At 56.1% G+C, this 19,048-nt stretch carries 6 protein-coding genes; 5 read left to right on the forward strand and 1 reads right to left on the reverse strand.

Going from position 1 to position 19,048, the window contains the following annotated elements:
- The first annotated feature begins 199 nt into the window (after window positions 1-199).
- The 4 genes from ACUZ9Q_RS13060 (at window position 200) to ACUZ9Q_RS13075 (ending at window position 5,407) form a co-directional block, all read left to right on the forward strand.
- Complete coding sequence (locus ACUZ9Q_RS13060) at window positions 200-1,630, forward strand: SLC13 family permease (RefSeq protein ID WP_192112673.1); 1,431 nt, start codon at window positions 200-202, stop codon at window positions 1,628-1,630.
- 335 nt (window positions 1,631-1,965) lie between these two features.
- Window positions 1,966-3,921: a sigma 54-interacting transcriptional regulator gene (locus tag ACUZ9Q_RS13065; protein ID WP_256267591.1), complete on the forward strand. Its 1,956-nt coding sequence runs from the start codon at window positions 1,966-1,968 to the stop codon at window positions 3,919-3,921.
- Between the two features lie 131 nt (window positions 3,922-4,052).
- Complete coding sequence (locus ACUZ9Q_RS13070; protein WP_022659683.1) at window positions 4,053-4,235, forward strand: hypothetical protein; 183 nt, start codon at window positions 4,053-4,055, stop codon at window positions 4,233-4,235.
- Between the two features lie 248 nt (window positions 4,236-4,483).
- Window positions 4,484-5,407 carry a phosphoglycerate dehydrogenase gene (locus tag ACUZ9Q_RS13075; protein ID WP_215648288.1) on the forward strand — a complete coding sequence of 308 codons (924 nt, stop codon included), beginning with the start codon at window positions 4,484-4,486 and terminating at the stop codon, window positions 5,405-5,407.
- A 115-nt stretch (window positions 5,408-5,522) separates the two neighbouring features.
- Here the strand turns inward: ACUZ9Q_RS13075 and ACUZ9Q_RS13080 are convergent, their stop codons facing one another.
- Window positions 5,523-16,325 (reverse strand): VCBS domain-containing protein, encoded by a 10,803-nt coding sequence (locus ACUZ9Q_RS13080; protein WP_449248017.1) that lies wholly within the window; start codon window positions 16,323-16,325, stop codon window positions 5,523-5,525.
- Window positions 16,326-17,037: 712 nt separating this feature from the next.
- Here ACUZ9Q_RS13080 and ACUZ9Q_RS13085 point away from each other — a divergent pair.
- Window positions 17,038-18,798 (forward strand): methyl-accepting chemotaxis protein, encoded by a 1,761-nt coding sequence (locus ACUZ9Q_RS13085; RefSeq protein ID WP_449248143.1) that lies wholly within the window; start codon window positions 17,038-17,040, stop codon window positions 18,796-18,798.
- Window positions 18,799-19,048: the final 250 nt, after the last annotated feature.

Below are 19,048 nucleotides of genomic sequence, written 5' to 3' on the forward strand. Positions count from 1 at the left end.
TTCGGTCTGCCGCACAATAGAGGATAGCAAGGGCGTTATTGTGTTTGTATCTGATGTGACACTTAACATATGAAGTAAAGTACATTTTCAGGTTGGGTAAATAGCGCCTCCTTTGCTTTTCCGGCCTGCTCAGGGCCTACAATTTTTCGTCCATTCTTATGCCCCGAGGCCGTTCCATTTTTTACACAAAGGGAGTGTCATGGCTGAAATCGCTGCTGAAAACAAAGGGAATCTGGTCAAAAACATTCGCCTTGCGGGGTCTGTTCTTTCCATCATTCTTGGTATCTGGGTCGCCCTGCAAGCGCCGCCGGAAGGCCTGAACGAAAAGACCATGATTGCTCTTGGCATCACCGTGTGGGCTGTGGGCTGGTGGATTACCGAAATCGTGCCCGAATTTGTCACCGGTTTGATGATGTGTATCTTGTGGTCGGCCTTCAAGTGCGTGCCCTTTAAAACAGCGTTTGCCACGTTTTCCACCTCCGGCTGGTGGATCATGGTCGGCGCATTCGCCTTGGGCGCAGTGGCTGGCAAAACGGGCCTTTTAAAGCGTATCTCGCTCTGGGTGCTCAAGCTGTTCCCTGCCAGCTTTGCCGGGCAGGTATGGGGGCTGATTGGTTCGGGCACGGTGATCGGGCCGCTCATTCCCAGCATGAACGCCAAGGCCACGCTTTCTTCGCCCATTGCCATGGGCATCAGCGATGAACTTGGCATTGAACGCAAGTCCAACGCGGCAAACGGCCTGTTTGGCGCATGCTATGTGGGCTTTATCCTCATGGGCCACATGTTCATGAGCGGCTCGTTCAGCCATTATGTGCTGGTGGGCATGCTGCCCGAGGCTTATCGCGGCGTTACGTGGCTGCAGTGGCTTTTGTGGTCGTTGCCCTATGGCGTGTGCGTTTTCCTCGGCATGGGTCTTTTCATCGTGACCTGCTACAAGCCCAAGGAAAAGGTCAGCCTGCCCGCAGGCTACAGCAACGCCCAGCTTGAAAAGCTCGGGCCCATGACCCGAAATGAAAAACTGTGCATGGGCGTGCTTATCGTCACCCTGCTTATGTGGATGACCGAATCGCTGCACAAGATATCTGCCGGTGAAGTTTCCCTCATGGCCATGTGCGTGCTCATGCTGCTCAAGGTTATGGACAAGAGCGATTTCAAGACAGGCATCGACTGGTCGTCCGTTGTTTTCGTGGGCAGCATCCTGAACATGGCCTCGGTTATCCAGTCGCTCAAGGTTGACCGCTGGCTTGGTACGGAGCTGCAGCCCCTTCTTGCCAACGTGATTTCCGAACCCGCCCTGTTCATTGTGACGCTGGTCGTTGTGGCCTCGCTCGTCAAACTGGTTATTGTGTCGCTCACATCCGCCTCGGCAATCTTTGTGCTGATTCTTCCGCCTATCATGATTGCCCACGGCATGAACCCCTGGATCGCCTGCATGGTCACTTTTGCCGGCAGCGATATCTGGTACCTGAGCTACATGAACTCCATTTACCTTTGCGCCCATTTCGGCACACAGGGCAAAATGGCGCGGCACGGAGCCATGATCAAACTCTCGGCTGCCTATACCGCCATATGTATAGTGGCCTTTCTTATCAGCATACCTTACTGGAAGATGCTCGGCCTCATAAAATAGCGCGATTCCGGCGTATCCGGTACGCAAGTCGGATTTATTACGCAGTCGCGGCATGGATTTTATTGTGAAATCCTTGCCGTGACTGCGTCGTTGAACAGAAGATACGGAATAATCGCGGCATAAATGGTGCAAGACATTCCTGACTTGCGTTGCTTGCATGGCAGGGTAATGCGGCGCTGACGCAACACAGGCTTTGGCCTGCGCGTACTCAATACCCGCTGTATTCATTCAATATTTCATGCTGTTCATGTTTACTTTGCATACAGCGAGGTTTATGTTTTTTACACCGCCCGGCACATACGCCATGTGCGAATCCATCAGATGACGAGGCTCCCATGCTGCCAGCCAGTTTCAAACCGCGTATTCTTTGCGTTTCCATTTATGATGAAATGGCCCAGCTTGTGCGCCACTCCGCAGGCCAGTTCGGCGTTGAGGTTGATGTGTTTGATGGCGGCATTTACAATAGCGGGCACCTCCACGCGCTTGAGGTGGAAAACCGTTACGATGTCATCATCAGCCAGGCGGGAACGGCCATCGCCATCCAGCAGATGGTCAAAACACCTGTAGTGCCCATCCAGATTACAGCCAACGACATTGTCACCCCCCTGCGCGAAGCGTCAGAGCGTCATCAGAACCTGCTCTGCATCACTTACGACAGCAATCTGAGCGTTGATATTGAATCGCTGGCGGCCTTTGCGCGACTTAAAAATTTTCGTCAGGTCATCTACCGCAACGAGCAGGACTTCAACAGTATTATTGCCCGTCTTCCCACGCTGAAAGATGTTGCCATTGTCGGATTTGGCGGATGCGTCATTGAAAAGGCGGCACAGTACGGCCTGCCCTACTATCTCATACGCTCCAGCAAGGACAGCGTGCATCAGGCGGTGCTTTCCGCCCGCAATATTGTTGACCAGCACATCAAGGAGCGTACCCGCTCCCGCCGCCTGAACAATATTATCAACTATTCCCTCAGCGGCATTGTTTCCGTCAATCGAGACAAAACCATTGCCATCTGCAACCGCCCGGCAAAGCAGATGCTTGACCTGCACGGCAAAAAGCTGGTGGGCATGAACATTGATGCCCCGTCAACGCCGCCGGAACTCAAGCAGATGCTCGGCAACGGTGAATACACAGTGGACAAGGTATTGCCCCTCAAGGGCAAGACCCTGGTGGTCAACCGCGTGCCTATCCGCGTGCGCGAGCATGACCAGGGCACCATCATTGTTTTTCAGGAACTTTCCAAAATCCAGAAAATCGAAGCTGAGGCCCGCGTACAGCTTGCCAGCAAGGGTTTGGTGGCAAAATACAATTTTTCGGACATTATCGGTTCAAAAAACACCCTTGGCCCGGTTGTGGCCGAAGCCAAGCGCTATGCCCGCAGCAGCGCATCCATTCTCATTGAAGGAGAAACAGGCTCCGGCAAGGAGCTTTTTGCCCAGAGCATCCACAATTTCAGCGAGCGCAAAAAAGGCCCCTTTGTGGCCCTGAACTGCGCGGCCCTGCCCGAGCACCTGCTGGAAAGCGAACTTTTTGGCTATGAGGAAGGGGCTTTTACCGGCGCGCGCAAGGGCGGCAAGCCGGGCATGTTTGAACTGGCTCACCGGGGAACGCTGTTTCTGGATGAAATCAGCGAAATGAGCCTCGCAACACAGGTGCGCCTGCTGCGTACCTTGCAGGAAAAAGAAATCTTCCGCATTGGCGGCGACCGCGTAATCAACATTGACGTCCGCATCATTGCGGCGTCAAACCGCGACCTCTACGCCATGGCGCAAGAAGGTTCTTTTCGGCGCGATCTGTTCTTCAGGCTCAATATCTTGCCGCTGCAAATACCGCCGCTGCGCAAGCGCAAGGAAGACATTCCCACGCTCATTGCCCATTTTATCAAAAAGAACCATCAACACGTGGCCGGGCGCAGCCGCCTCAAGTTTGACGATGCAACGCTTTCCGCACTGTCAGCGCACGGTTGGCCGGGCAATGTGCGCGAACTGGAGCATATTCTGGAGCGCGTGTTTACCCTCTATGACGAACAACAGGACTTTGACGCGCTGATTACAGACATCATGCGGCGACACTGCCTGCGGCAGGGCATGGCTGGCCCATGCCATCCGCTGGATGATGTTTTGCAGGTGCCGCGCGGCACCATGGCAGAGATGGAGCGCTTCATTCTGGAGGCCTCGCTTGAAGAGCACGGCGGCAACAAAAAAGCCCTGGCTGACGCTCTTGGCATCAGCCGCGTGACCGTGTGGAAAAAACTCAAGGAGCTTGAAGGCGAAGAGCAGGGGCAGGACTGACCCCAAGTGATGCGAGTATGACCCGAAGCCAATCGCGGCTGGTTTTGCCTTTGTATTTTGCCCTACAGTTTTCTGCGCTTTGACCGATCAGATGGATGCACAGGTTCGCACAAGCGGCCAAGGAGCAAGCCATGGACGATGTGAAGATGGGCATGAGCGTAAGCCTGGCCAGAAGCGCCTTGAACATTCAGGCCAACATGTCTGCAGCGCTTATCAGTGGCACTATTGATAAGGGCGCGGAAATGGAGCAGAACATGCGCAGCCAAGGGCTTGCCGCCGAGGGCATTGGCGGAAAGCTGGACGTGCAGGCATAATACGCTTTGCCGTACGAAGAGGAACAGCCGCCGGGTTTTACCCGGCGGCTGTTGCGCGTTACGAGGACATGCCAGGAATCAGGATCAGCCTGCGGCCCGGCTGCAAGCGGCCATTTTGCGCATTCCGCTGCCGCCGTTCCGGCGGTTTTTCGTTTATCCGCACTCGTTGACAAATACCCGCAGAGTAGTAAGGCTGTATGCGCCGGTTCCCGGCCCAGATTCTGCCCATATCCGCACAAGGAGTTTTTGTGAAAATTCTTGTAACACCCCGTTCTTTCGGCAAAACCAATCCCGAGCTGTTTGACCGTCTGGCCCAGGCCGGGCTGGAAGTGATACGCAACGACACGGGCGGCATTCTCTCCGCCGAGCAGATGAAGGAAAAACTGGCCGACTGCGCTGGCGTTATTCTTGGCGTTGACCCCATGGACGCCCCTGTGCTGGCTGCTGCCCCCGCCCTCAAGGCCATTGCCAAATACGGCGTTGGGCTGGACAACATCGACCTTGCGGCCTGCAAGGAGCGCGGCATCGCGGTTTCGCGCACCGTAGGGGCCAACAGCAATGCCGTTGCCGACTACGCCCTGACCCTCATGCTCATGGTGGCGCGCAAGGCCGGGCTTATTGACCGCCGCTGCCGCCAGAAAGACTGGGGCAAGATCACCAGCATTGACCTGTACGGCAAAACCATCGGCATCATCGGCCTTGGGGCCATTGGCCGCTGCGTGGTCAAACGCGCACAGGGTTTTGGCATGAAGATTCTGGCCCACGACGTTGTGTGGGACGATGCCTGGACCGCCAAGGAAGGCGTGGAACGCGCAGATGTTGACCGCATTTGCCGCGAGGCCGATTTCATCACCCTGCACACGGTGCTGACGGACGAAACCCGCAACCTCATCAATGCCCAGCGCCTTGCAAGCATGAAAAAGACCGCCGTGCTGATCAACACCGCGCGCGGCGGGCTCATTGACGAAGCTGCCCTGATGGCAGCCCTGAAAGAAGGCAGCATCTACGGCGCGGGCCTTGACGTATTTGAACAGGAGCCCCCGGCTGATCCGGCGTGGTATGAGCTGGACAACCTTGTGATGGGTTCGCACTGCTCGTCCTCCACCGCTGGAGCCACGGAAACCATGGGCAACATGGCTGTGGACAACCTGTTGCGCGATCTGGGGCTGTAAGCAGCTTCACTGCCTGAATAGTGCGCGCCTGTGGGCGCGAAATGCAGCCCGCCCGCATCCTCCAGGAGAATGCGGGCGGGCCTGTTATTGACTGCTTAGAAGAGCATGCGCTCCACTAGCCGCCCTGATTGGTCGTCAGATGCTGCACGGCAACCTGTACGGCTTCACTCCCGCTGTCGGTAGTTATAGTTGTGCTGTGCACATCCCACACGGTGCCATTGCTCGCAGTCTGCGTTGTGGTTGTCCATGAATGCGAAGCATCAAATGACACAGCGGTACTGCCGTCACTGCCAGTACTGATGGAAACCCCGGTTTTGGACGCAATTTCTGCCATATCGGTGAGGTTGTTCAAGGCATCGCCGGAAGTACTGACCATTACCTCCACGCCTGTGATGCTGTCTACGCCCTTGGCGTGTTCCGCTCCTGTAAACAGGGCATCCACACTGCCGCCCTTGACCAGCAGCATGTCTGTGCCGCTGCCGCCGTCAATGGTGTCGCCCTGATGGAACACCAGCACATCGTTGCCTGCGCCGCCATACAAATGGTTGCCGCCGCCATCGGTGGCGAAGGTATTGGCCCCGCCGTCAAGGAAGTCGTTGCCTGTCCCGCCGTAGAGATGGTCATTGCCTGCGTCGCCATAGAGGTGGTCGCCTGCATTGCCGGCATAGAGGGTATCGTTGCCGTCTCCGCCATACAATTCATTGTGCCCTGCACCACCGTAGAGGATGTCGTCCCCAGCGCCGCCGTAAAGGATATCGTCATGGCTGCCGCCAATCAGTATGTCGCTGCCAGCTCCGCCTGCGGCCTCATAGGTATGCGTCGAGGAGTTCTCCTGGGCGAAGAGCAAATGCCCGCCTTGGCCATCCCAGTTGTCAGTATTGATATCCACAGAGATAGTGCCGCTTGCCTGTCCGTTGGTGGCATGACCGTCAGACACTGTATAGCCAAAAGTGTCCTTCAGGTCCGAGCCTGCCTCGTGCAGGGCAGCCAGCTTGCTTATGGAATCGTAGCTGGAATCAAGCTTGTAATCGCCATAGGAGAACATATCCTTATGCGTTTCATCAGCGGTAAAGGTCAGCGTACCGAACGCGCCATGCACCTCTGTGGTGCCCTGCGGAACAGCATTCAGCTCGTGCCCGTTCACGGAAAACGCCAGGTGATCCCCCAGATCAACGTCTGTGGCTGAAAGCGCATGACTTGAGGCATCAAGGTGCGCCACCGGAGCATCATTGGTGCCGGTGATGTTGACAACAACGTCATGGCTTACCGTGCCGCCTTGCCCGTCATTCACTGTAACGGTAAAGGTTTCCGTGGCTTTCGCCCCCTGGGCCAGTTCGTGGTTGGTCAGGGTGTACTTGTAGTTGCCGGAGGCGTCCAGAGTCAGTTGCCCGTAGTGACCTTCCACAACAGCATTTGTTGCACCAGAAGCAGTGGCGCTGTTAGAGCCGTAGGCAAGGCTGTATGTCAGGGCATCAGAGGTGTCCACGTCCGTAGCCCCCAGATTGCCGGTGAGTGGGCTTGCCCCCTCCACAATGGAAAGGCTGGGCGCGGTGAAGGTGGGGTCGTTGTTCACGCCCTTGAGCGTGATTGCCAGGGTCTGGCTGGTTTCCACGCCGTATTTGTCCACGGTCACAACGGTAAACGCGCCACCTTCTGTTGTAACATCCTTGCCCTGAGCCTCGAGACTCTTGGCGTAAGCAGCATCAAGCGTATAGGTGTAATTCTTGCCATCAAGCTTGAGTGTACCGTGCCCGTCATGCAGCTCCGTCACATACTTGCCGCCAGACATGATGTAGTAGGTCAGCGTGTCGCCATCCACATCGGTGGCGGCAATGGTGCCCGAAAGCGTCTGAACGCTAGCGCCATTATCTGTAAGCGTTGTTGCGTCAGCATTAAAGGCTTCCATTTTGGGGGCGTCATTGGTGCCTGTGATAGTGACGGCAACCTTTGCTGTATCTGTTGCTCCGGCTGCATCGCTCACGCCGATTCTGGCGTCGATGGTCAGGGTTTCACCCTGGGCCAGATGCGCAATACCGCCCTTGTCGCCCTGGAAGTTGTAGGTGCCGTCCTTGTTCAGTTCCAGCAGGCCCATGAGCACAGCACCAGATGAAGCGCTGGTGCCCACATGCCAGCCAGAGGCGTCCTTGTAAGCGTAAACATCCTCTGTGACGGAAGTGCTGCCCGATGCGATGGCCTGCCCGTTGAGCTTGAGCGTGAGGCTGTCGCCTGCATCAACATCGTACGTCACGGCCGTTCCGCCGACTGTCAGGTTTGCCTGCCCGTCAGCCACAAAGAGGGCCGCGCCCGAGCCAGCCACGCTGGAACCATCGGCATGGAGGGTAATGACAGGGGCATCGTTGACACCATTCACTGTGATTGTGAGGGGCGCATCGGTGTAGCCGCCATGTCCATCGCTCGCGCGGACAGTGAAGGTCACTTCATGCGATTTTCCGTCGCCAAGCTGCTGCACAGCCTCGCTACTGGTATTGAGATGGAATTCGTACTTGCCATCCTTGCCCATGATCAGGGTGCCATAATCCTTGTCCGTGACCATGCCCGTGGATTTGCCGTCGCTGCCGACAATGGCGAAGCTAAGCGCATCCTTGGGCGCACCGGTCGCGGTTACGTCCGGATCTGTAGCGGTAATGGAGCCCTTGGCCACCATGTCCGCCGGGGAATCTTCCGTTACCGCGACATCAGAACCAGCCACCAGCACAGGGGCGCTGGGCTTGTCGTTGGCGTAATTAAGATCGGCGGACAGTTTGACATCCACCTTGTCGCCAGCAGTGTTGCCATTGGAAAGAGTCAGCGTTGCGCTGTCTTCCATATGCCCGCTGTAGTTCGTGCCGCCAGCGGGAGCCGCATAGGTGTAGGAGAAGTTGCCGTTGCTGCCCTTGGTGACAGTGAATATGCCGCCGAGCTTGCCTGCAACCGTGTACGAGGTCGGTTCGAGCTTGTCTGTTTCACCCCTGTCAACATCGGCCAGGGTGAAGGAACCAGAGGGGTCTGTTTGCGCCCATGTGCCGTCCGCATGCTGTTCCAGGGCCACGGTGTCGCTTTGCGAAACCACGTATGGCTTGTCGTTGCTGCCATTGATGGTGATGGTAATAGTTCTGTAATCGCTGCCGTTGGTGACCGTAAACTTTTGAATGATCGTATCCGTTTTTGTCAGCGCCTGCACGTCCGGATGGTCATTGTTCAGCGTGTAGCTGTATCTGCCATTGGGCAACAAGGTAATCGTTCCGTATTTATCTGAAATAACGGATGTCTCATGCCCAGCCCCGTCAATCAGGAACATATCGGCATCATACTTGCCATTGTTGCTCGGCGTTACGCTGCCCGCGGTAACAGTTTTGCCAGTATGTTGTTCACCAATCAGGCCGTCTTCCTGTACGGAATCAGTTACATCCTTGATCGGGAGATTGCCGGACTTTGTGCCGTCTCCGCCAACACTATCGCCCATCTTGCCCACATTGATGATCAGCTCAATGGGCTTTTCGGCCACGGCGTTATGGTCGTCACGCGCATAGATGGTGAACGTTTCCGTGGTGGTGTCACCACTGGCATGATTTTTCACATAATTCTGGTAGTTGCTGCCCGCCCGATCCAGCACGTATTGGTACGTACCATTGGGGCTGATGATCAGCGTACCGTATTCACCCTTTATTTCCTGAACAAGATTGCCAGAACCGCCCTTTTCAACAGCAAAGAACGTAAGGCTGGAGCCATGATCCTTGTCAGTCACGAGGTCCGCAGTATTGAGCGTACCGCGCACCACAGGGTCGCCAGAAGGGGAAGAAAACAATGAGCCATTGGACCAGCCCGCAATTTCATCAGAATCCACCACAATGACACGTTCAGCACCAACCACGGTGGAGAGGAAAGAACTCACGTCCTTTCCGAGATTCAGACTGGTGAGCAGGTTATCGAGCCTGCCAAAATCATCAAGAGTTTTGGCCGCGCCGTTGGCAACCTTGGTCAGCCAATTTTGCACATCGTCCCATCCGTGGAAGAAGTCGATGATCTTACCGAATGGGCCAGAATGGCTCTTCACCTCGTCCATGATGTTATCTATGCCCTGAGTGACATATGCCCTGATGAGATCTGGGTGGTCAGTCAGATAGGTAATGGCAGTGGCGGGGTTCGCCAGAGTGGTAAAGCTGGCGTCCTCATTCCCCCCGGTAAAGGCATCCGTGTAGTCCTGCACCGTAAACGATGGGGCCGCGGCCTTCACCACCGGCACATCGTTGGTGCCGTTGATGGTAATGCTGAGAGAGCCGTCAATGGACTGACCATGCGAAGCACTGTCGCTGTGGGCGGTTATGCCGAGGTTCACACTGACATTTTCACCCTGGGCCAGACCGTTGAATGCCGTGCTGCTGGTATTGGGCGTGAAGGTATAGGAACCATCTTCATTCACATGCAATGTGCCGTAGTCGCCAACCTTGTAGTCATACCCGGCAGTGGCATTGCCGCTGCCGCCAACATCATGCGTCCCCGTGCCGTCAGTATAGGACAGGGTCTTGTATGTGTAGGTGCTGTAGCTGTCTTTCTCCGCGCCTGCGGTGAGGTTCTTGAGGGCATGTCCATCGGCATCCAGATTGGTATCCGGATCATTCACTCCAAGATGCCCGCGAATAACCCCGGCAGCGAGTGTTCCACCGCTGGCATCAACAGGCTGTGCCTTGTTGGCGCCCAGCTTGTCAGCTTCGGTATAGTGCAGAACGCCCTGGATTGAACCTGTGACGCCGTCTTCCTTGACGGTCAGGGCGTTGCCTGCCAGCTTGCCTGCGGCATCCTCACCTGTGATGGTAATGACAATGGGCTTGATTTCAGAATACGCGCCGTCGGCATCCTTGACGCGCACATAGAAGGTATCGGTAACAGAACTGCCCTTGGCAAGGGACGTCAGATCTTCTGTCCGCTCATAACGGTATTCGCCAGTGGCCTGATCAATAATCAGGCGACCGTACGTGCCTTGCTGAACTGGTGTGTCGCCAGAGTAGTCAGTGGTGGACTTTACCAGCGAGAAGGTGAAACCCGAAGATACCGTCTGGGCTGTGCCCCCGGTCTGTTCATAATCCAGCAGTTCTACCTGTCCGGTCGTGGAATGCGCATCACTTTCAGTAAGGGTGACGGCAGGGGCCTGCGTAATGATGGGCCTGTCGTTGGCGCCCTCAATGCGTATGGAAACTGGGGCCTTGGCCACATCCGTATTGGTTGCAGTGTCATGAACGACTACCGAGAAATTGTCCTCTGTGTGTTCATGAAAGTTCTTTTCCTGCACATCCGCATCGGTATTGTCCACAGTGTAAACGTATTTGAACACGGACGCGCCGTTGGCGTCAGTATGCGAGGTATCCTTGGAGATTGTCAGCGAACCGTTTTCCAGCTTGATGACAATGTTGCCGCTGGCATCTTTGGCGGCCTGCCCCACGTCAAGAGTGCTGGCAGAACCACCCGTAAGGGTCAGCTTGCCATCGGCATCTATGCTGGCTGTGCCCGTTTGCAGACCTGTGCCAGCCATGAGGGCATTCAGATCGCAGTTCTTGCCATCCACCTGAATAACATAGTGCAGCTTGGCACTTTCAGCAGCGGAGGCGAGAGCGTTGTTGTCCGTGGTATCAGCATCATGCGCGCCAATGTAGCCAGTGGCAGTGCGCACGCCAGCGCTACCGTCCTGCATTTTGGCGGCATTGGCAGCAGCAGCGGCACTGGTGACCGGGTTTACCCCAGACTCCACAACGGCATTGCTGGGCGTGACCCAGCCAGTATTGATAATGGTGGGATCGTCCTTGCCGTTAATTGTAACCGTGATGGTTTGCAGGCTGTACGCGCCGTATTTGTCCACCACGGCAATCTGGAAGGTTTCGGGAAGCGTTTCACCCTTGTCCAGGCTGATGACGGCGGCGTTATTCTTGGCGAGGGTGTAAGTGTATTCACCCGTCTGCTGGTTGATGCTCAGCGTACCGTAGTTGCCTGCCACAGACGAAGTCATTGCAGGGGTATTGCCAGTTTCGGTAACGCTGTTGTCCACGATGCCGAAGGTATGCGAATCGTTAACATCCGCATCCGTCACCTTGACGCTGCCTGCCAGGGCGGTGTCAGAAACAGGGCCGCCATCGGTCACTTCAAGGGAACTGTCGGTCAGGGTCAGCACGGGCTTGTCGTTGGTGCCGTAAATGACAATGGGAATGGTAATCGCTGTGGAAGATGCGCTGTGTTCGTCCACGGCCACGGCCTTGAAGTTCAGCGTGAGCTTCTCTCCAGAGCCAAGGGCGTTAACGGCATTGCTGCCCGTCGCCAGGGTAAAGGTATATTTGCCGGTGGCTTCGTTGAGATACAGCGTACCGTAGAGAGACTCCGCAGAATGCGGCTGCCCGGCGGCGTAGACGTTGATAACCGTGGCATTGCCGCCACCAGTACCGGGATATGCGCCAGTGCTCGCAACCATGTCTGCGCCGATGGCAGTGGTCTGGGTCACGCCATCCTTAACAAAGGTGCCAGCCACGGAACCCGTCGAAAGCTCGCCGGAATCTGTGCCCAAATGCTTGTAGGCATTTGCGCCGGAAGTAGCGGTGATGAGGCCATACGTCAATGTGGCGCCGGTATCGGAATCCTTGCCTGTCAACGCGCCCTCAACCGAATCTTTATAGCTGTTGCCATGGGCCGCAGGATCCCCTGTGCCGGAAGGCATATGGGCGTTGCCGCCGTCCAGCCGTCCGTCGTCCTTCAGCGTAAGGGTCTTGCCCGTCACTGTGGGCGCATCGTTGGTGCCCTGCACGTTGATGGCGATATTGTGCGCCACAGGATTGCCATGACCGTCCGTAACGGAAATGGTGTAATTCAGGGTTTTAGTTTCGCCTTCGGCCAGACTTGCGGTTTTGGTTTGATTGACGGCGTAGCTGTACGAATAGGTGATGGATTCCGACCCGTCGCTGTTGACGCTGCTCACTCCAGTGACTGTCAGGGTACCGTAGGTATCATTGACGGTCCATGTGCCTGCACCGTTCAGGACAGGAAGCTTGCTGACATTGATGCCAGATGAGCTGCTGAGCGTAGCCTTGAGAACATCATTGGTGTCCATGTCCGTCACGGTAAACGAACCGCCGCTCACTGCCTTGGAACCATCGTTCAGCTTGCTGCCGTTGGCGGCCACATTGTTGTAGCCCGGGATGGACGAACCAGAACCGGTGTGCGCCGGGTCCGCCAGAGAAACCACGCCCGCTTCCTTGACCGTCAGGGTGCCGCTGGTCTTGTCAATCAGGGTCTGATCATTGGCGCCCGTGATCGTGAAGGAAACGGTTTCCGTGTCTGTGGAGCCGTGCAGATCCGTTACCTTGACCTGGAAGGTTTCGGTATGGGTTTGTCCCTCGCCCAGATTCTGCACAGCATTGGAGCCATTGTTCAGATCATACTTGTAGGTGCCGTCCGGATTGACGGTAAGAACGCCGAACTTGGTCGTATAGGTAGCCACGCCAGTGCCTGGATCCACACTGACCGTACCGGTAGTGGTTTCACCGCCGGAGGTGCCGCCAGCGATGGCATAGCTATGGTTGGCCGCACCGTTGGTGCTGCCCTTGAACGCGCCGTCAGCATCGGCATCAGCCACAGTAAAGGTGCCGCTGGCCTGATAGCTGCCGCTGTCTTCCTTAAAGGAACTGGCGCTCGGTGCTGCCAGGGAAAGGTCGGGCCTGTCGTTTGTGCCTGTGATGGTCACGGTAATGGGCTGGGTTACTGACCCGCCGTGTCCGTCAGCCACTTTGACCACAAAGGTTTCCGTGACTTTCTGGTTTTCGTTGAGCGCATCGGCCTTGGTGTTGTCGAGCGTGTAGGTGTAAGCGCCAGTCTTGGGGTCAATAACAAGTGTGCCGTAGCTGGTGGTTACGGTTGTTGCGCTGTTGGTTCCGCTGTTGTCCACCGTGGTGCCGGTTCCGGCGGCCACGCTGAAGGTCAGCGCGGGTTTGCCACCAGAATTGTCGTTATCGTCCACATCCGTGGCGGTAACGTAGCCTTGAGCCGCAACCGTGCCGTTGAAAAGATCATTGGAGTGGGCGGGGTCATGGCTGCCCTGCACGCCCTTTTCAATCACGTCAACAGCGATAACGGAGCTGCCAATGACGGGATTGTCATTGGTGCCGTTAATAACCACTGTTATTGCCTGGGAGTGGTTGGCTCCATGGATATCTGTGGTGGTAACGGTGAAGCTTTCCGTGTGCGACTGCCCCTCGCCAAGTTTCTGCACGGCGGGCTTACTGTTATCCAGCTCGTAGGTATAGGTGCCGTCAGACTTCAGGGTCAATGTTCCGTAGTCCGTTGCGACGGAAACGGGGCTGCCAGCATGGCTGTTTATATTCATTGAGCCGCTGGCGGCCTGTCCCATGCCCGCAATGGAGAGAGTCTGGCTGGCGCCATCGTTATCAGGATCGGCCACGGCCCAGGTGCCTGCGGATGTGGTTGTGGCAGTGTCTTCCTTTAACGTGCCGGAGTCGCCGGGAGTTATGGTCAACTGGGGCTGGTCGTTGGTGCCCGTGATGGTCAGGCTGACGGCCTGATCAACATGCGCGCCCTTGCTGTCCGTGACAGTAACCGTAAAGGTATAATTGCGCGTTTCGCCCTCATGGAGGGCCTGCGTTTCGCTGGCGCTGTTATTCAGCTCGTAGGAATACGTGTAGGTTTTGCTGCTGCCGGAATCATTGGCAACGGCAGCGCCAGCCGTGAGCGTAAACGTGCCTTCGGGAGTGGTGACGGTATAGGTGCCGTCATGGTTGTCCTTAAAAGCCGCGCCCGGCAATTCCTTCACCGCAATACTGACGGCCTGGGTGTCGTTATTGTCCACATCGGTCACAGTAAAGCTGTGTCCAGAATCCGCATCCTTGGATGTGCCTGCAAAAGCCTCGTTGGGATCGCCGTGCACATTCTTGACGCCGAGTTCCACCACCGACAATGCGGCGAGAGTCGGTGCGGTAGTGATAACGGGCGTGTCATTGGCACCCTTGACGGTAACGCTGACGCTTTCCTGCACATAGGCGCCAAAGCTGTCGCGCGCCACCAGACCTATGGAAACATCCTGCGAGTCGCCAGCCTGCATGCCCTGCACGGCGGGCGAATCATTGTACAGAGTGAACTTGTAGGATGCGCCCTTGGTGGGGTCTGCATCTTCTGTCAGAGTGAATTCGCCCACATAATTTTTGGCCGTAGCGGCGGTGGATGCATCCGTGGTGGTCGTTAAGGTGTGCCCGTCACTGGCAAGCACCACATACACCTTGCCGTGCATGGTGTCGCTGCCGGGCTGGATCAGACCGTAGTGCAGCGAGTCGCCATTATCCACATCATGCCCAATGATCGTGCCGGTCACAGAGCTTTGGGCGGTGCTGTCGCTGGCTTCAGTCAGGGTGGCGCTCAGGGCGGTGCTGCCGCTTTGGCCGTTCCATGCGTTTTGCGTAATGGTGGGCGCATCGTTGGTGCCCAGAATGTTGATAACAATGGCGTTGCCCGCCGCGGTGCCGTCACGCAGGGTTGAGCTGTTGCCGTCTTCAGCGCCGTGCTCGTCACGCACATAGGGCGCAAACTTCAGGCTGACCTGCTGCCCCTCGGCCAGTTTGTTGGTGGCCCCCTCGCCATCGGCGTTTTTCAGCGTAAACGTATACGTGGCCGTGGTGTCGCTGGTTTTTCCCAGCACCAGATCGCCATAATTGGTGCTGATGACAATCTGCCCGCCCTGCTCGGCTATGCCCGTCACCACCACATCGGAAGTAGTATGGTCGGGATTGTTAACAGAACCGATCACAAACGTGCCCTTGAGGGTGCCGTCAGCGTTGACGCTGGTCATGTCCAGCAGATTGCCGTTCACGTCCTTGAGGCCAAAATACAATTGCGCGCCGTGGTCGGGATCATGAGCCGTAATGGTGCCGCTCAGGGTAGCCTGCACACCGGGTGCGCCGTTCAGCTCATCCGCATGCAGTTTGTCCCCCACAGGCTGGTCGGCGTAGACGCCGCCTTCCTTGAGCGTCAGCGTAGAGCCAACCCCCGTAATATCCGGCGCATCGTTGCTGCCAGTGATGACAACATTGATGGGCTGGGTCACGGTATGGCCCTGCCCGTCATTGATGGAGAAAACAATGTTGTCGGCCTGTTTCTCGCCTTGGGCAAGGCTGTCCGTGGGGCTGTCGGGATCCTGCTTGAGGGTGTAGGTGTACGTAAAGGTAATGTTGCTGCCGCCGCCTGAGGGCGTGATAACAAGCGTACCATAGTCGCTCTCAACAGTCGTGGGGCCAGCGGTGCTGACCGCTACAACCTTGCCGCCCATGCTCACGGTGGTGGTCAGACTGTCGCCATCCGGGTCGGCCACAGAAAATGAACCGCTCTGGCTGACCACAGGCGCGGCGCTGGCGGTTTTGCCGTCCCATGCAGATTCCGTAAGGCCAATGGCAATGGCTGCGCCGCCAGTGGACAACGTGGGTGCGGCATTGGTGAGAAAGGGCGAAGCGTAGGGATTGATGTTCGGCTGGGTGTCGCCGCCAAAACCAAGACGGTAATCAAGCCCGTCAAGGTGGTTTACGCCGTCTTCAAGCCCCGCGTTGGCAAAATCGCTGTATCTGCCGCTGCGAGTGGGCGAAGCCGAAGGGCCGGCGGCAGGGGCAAGGTCTGGCCCGAAGGCGTTGAAAAAATCCGCACCCGCAATGAGCTGACCGTCAACCTCAAATGAGGGAATGTCGTCCTTGTTGTACTGGGTGTAAAAATTCTGCAATTCAATGGCTGCGCCATCGTCGAAACGGAAAAAGAGGCTGTCGGAACCTTGCGGGCGTTCAATGCTGACCTGGTCAGCAGAGAAATCAAGAACCATGCGGGCATCGGGCGCGCTGGGAATAACGGCAGTCTGACCGGCGGAGGGGCGAACAAGCTTGATGTCTGCCATGGAAATACCTTCTTTTTACTGGGCATTACAAAAACACCCGGTTTAACGCGCAAAACGGCATAAGCCGCAAAAACGGCACTCACGCGTTTGCGGAAAAAAGGCGCCAATGCGCCGCAATGACGGGGAATAAAGAAGGGGAAACCTTCGCGAATAAAAAGGAAAAGCGTCCAGCAGCCAATGCTGCCGACAGCCCTTTTTATCGACACACCGGAACCCGAAGCAGGCTCGGCGTAGTAGTCATGTCTATGAGAGGCTCAGGGTCGGCCTCCGCCACTGGCCCGCGCAAATACGGCTGCTGCCGCCACGCATGGTACCCAGCTTTGGCAAAAATACTTTGCCGTGGTTTGCAAGGATATGTCAAGCAGCCCGTACATTTTTCCTCCGCCGGGGCAAAATATTTCTCCGTACTCTGGCGAACGCCTCAATTCCAGTTTTTTTCAAAGATATCCACATGCTCACGGATCAGCCGTCTGCACTGTTCAAACAACTCATCTTACGCAACCTCTCTATAATATTGATTACTATCATATATAAAATATTTGCATATAATATGTAATATCATTTACAACTGAAAAATTTTTTGTATTATACCCTATGATAAACCAGAAATGCGCCGAATGAAATTGCATTAACAAGCGTTCCCCCAGACGCTTCTGCACCATTAACTGGCAATATCCATCGTGCGGAGGGGAAAATGATTAAGCTTACGACTATGCAAAAATTATTTGGGCTGTCATTAATTCTTTCACTCTTTACAGTTGCCATCGGTACATACTCAGTTGGCAGCCTCAGCAGACTATCTGATGGAATAGACAATTTGTATAACGTACATGTCAAGGGTCTTAATGCTGCGCGCGATGTCAATATAACAGTATTGAGATTAATAAGAGAAGAAAAAAATATTATTTTGACGAACGATGAGTCTGAAATAAGGCGATATCTTGACGTACTCACTGCGGAACGAAAAAATCTGGAAGTCCAGATGCAAACCTTGCCCCAATATTTCACATCGGGTGAAGGCAAGGCGCTCTGCGAAAAAATGATCCAGTCTGTTAAAGCATGGCTTGCAGTACATGAAAGAGTTGTCGAACTCGGCAAAACTAGCGATGCCGCCATGAACGAGCAGGCGCAAAAGCTTTCCACCACACAGGCCCGGCAAGCTGTGGGCATTCTGGCCCAAGACATTCAGAAGGTCGTCGACTTCAAGCTTATGCGCGCTGATGAGCTGAACCACGAAAGCACCCGCATGTATGAAACCTCACGCCTTATCACCATCATTGGCATTATTGCCTCTGTGCTGGTGGGCCTTGGGCTGGGCTTTTCCATGGCCCGCAACATGTTGCGCCAGTTGGGCGATGAGCCCGCCTCACTTTCAAAGCTGGCTCTGGCAATCGCCGGTGGAGATCTGGACGCGCGCTTTGACCCGGCCCGCACAGAACAGGGCGTGTTTGGCGCCATGAAGAACATGGTGACCACGCTGAAAACCAAGATCGCCGAAGCCGAACAAAAAGGCCTGGAGGCTGCGGAAGAGTCGAAAAAAGCCCAGCAGGCAACCCTTGAGGCAGAGGCTGCCCGCAAGCAGGCCGAACGGGCCAAGGCCGAGGGCATGTTGCAGGCCGCCCGCCAGCTTGAAAGCGTTGTGGGCATTGTCAACACGGCCTCCGAGCAGCTTTCCGCCCAGATCGAACAGTCCAGCCGTGGCGCTGACGAGCAGTCCAGCCGCGTGCGTGAAACCGCCACAGCCATGGAAGAAATGAACGCCACCGTGCTTGAAGTGGCCCGCAACGCACAGCAGGCGGCGGACGCCTCCACCCAGACCAAGCAAAAGGCCCTTGAAGGTTCCAACATAGTCAGCGATGCGGTCAAGGGCATTGAAACTGTCCGGAATCAGTCGCTGGCCATCAAGGAAGACATGAATGCCCTCGGCAAGCAGGCTGAAGGCATTGGCCAGGTCATGAACGTGATCGCCGACATTGCAGACCAGACCAACCTGCTGGCCCTAAATGCGGCCATTGAGGCGGCACGTGCGGGCGATGCCGGGCGCGGGTTTGCCGTGGTTGCTGACGAAGTGCGCAAACTGGCGGAAAAAACCATGTCCGCCACGCAGGAGGTCGGGCAGGCTATCCGCGATATTCAGGAAGGCACCCGCAAGAATATTGAAAACGTGGACAAGTCGGCGACGTCTATTGAAAGCGCCACCACCCTTTCTGTAAAATCAGGCGATTCCCTGCAACAGATTCTCACCCTTGTGGAACACGTAAACGATCAGGTGCAGTCCATCGCCACTGCCAGCGAAGAACAGTCCGCCGCCAGTGAGGAAATCAACCAGTCAGTGGAACAGGTCGCCACCATTTCTGCCGAAACCGCCCAGGCCATGGAACAGGCCTCGCGCGCTGTTTCCGAATTACTGGAGCAATCACAGGTACTGCAACGCCTTATTTCTGAAATGAAGGCTCAGGGTGAAGCCGCATAGGCAGAACTGCTGCTTTACACCGTGCAGAATCACCTGTTGCAACCGCCTGCCTCCGGCTTTGCAGTCGCCTTTCGGGCAAACTCCGTTTTGCGGGGTTTGCCCCGCCACTGGCGGCATGACTACGAGTTAAGGTAAAAAACTCGCTCGCCATATGTCCTCGCGCAGCAGGGGCGTAGCTGGCTCCTGCTTCCCCGTTGCGTTGACATGATCAAACACAAACGCCAATTCTCCCGGCGTTTTTTGCTATGGT

Source organism: Desulfovibrio desulfopostgatei, assembly GCF_053570645.1.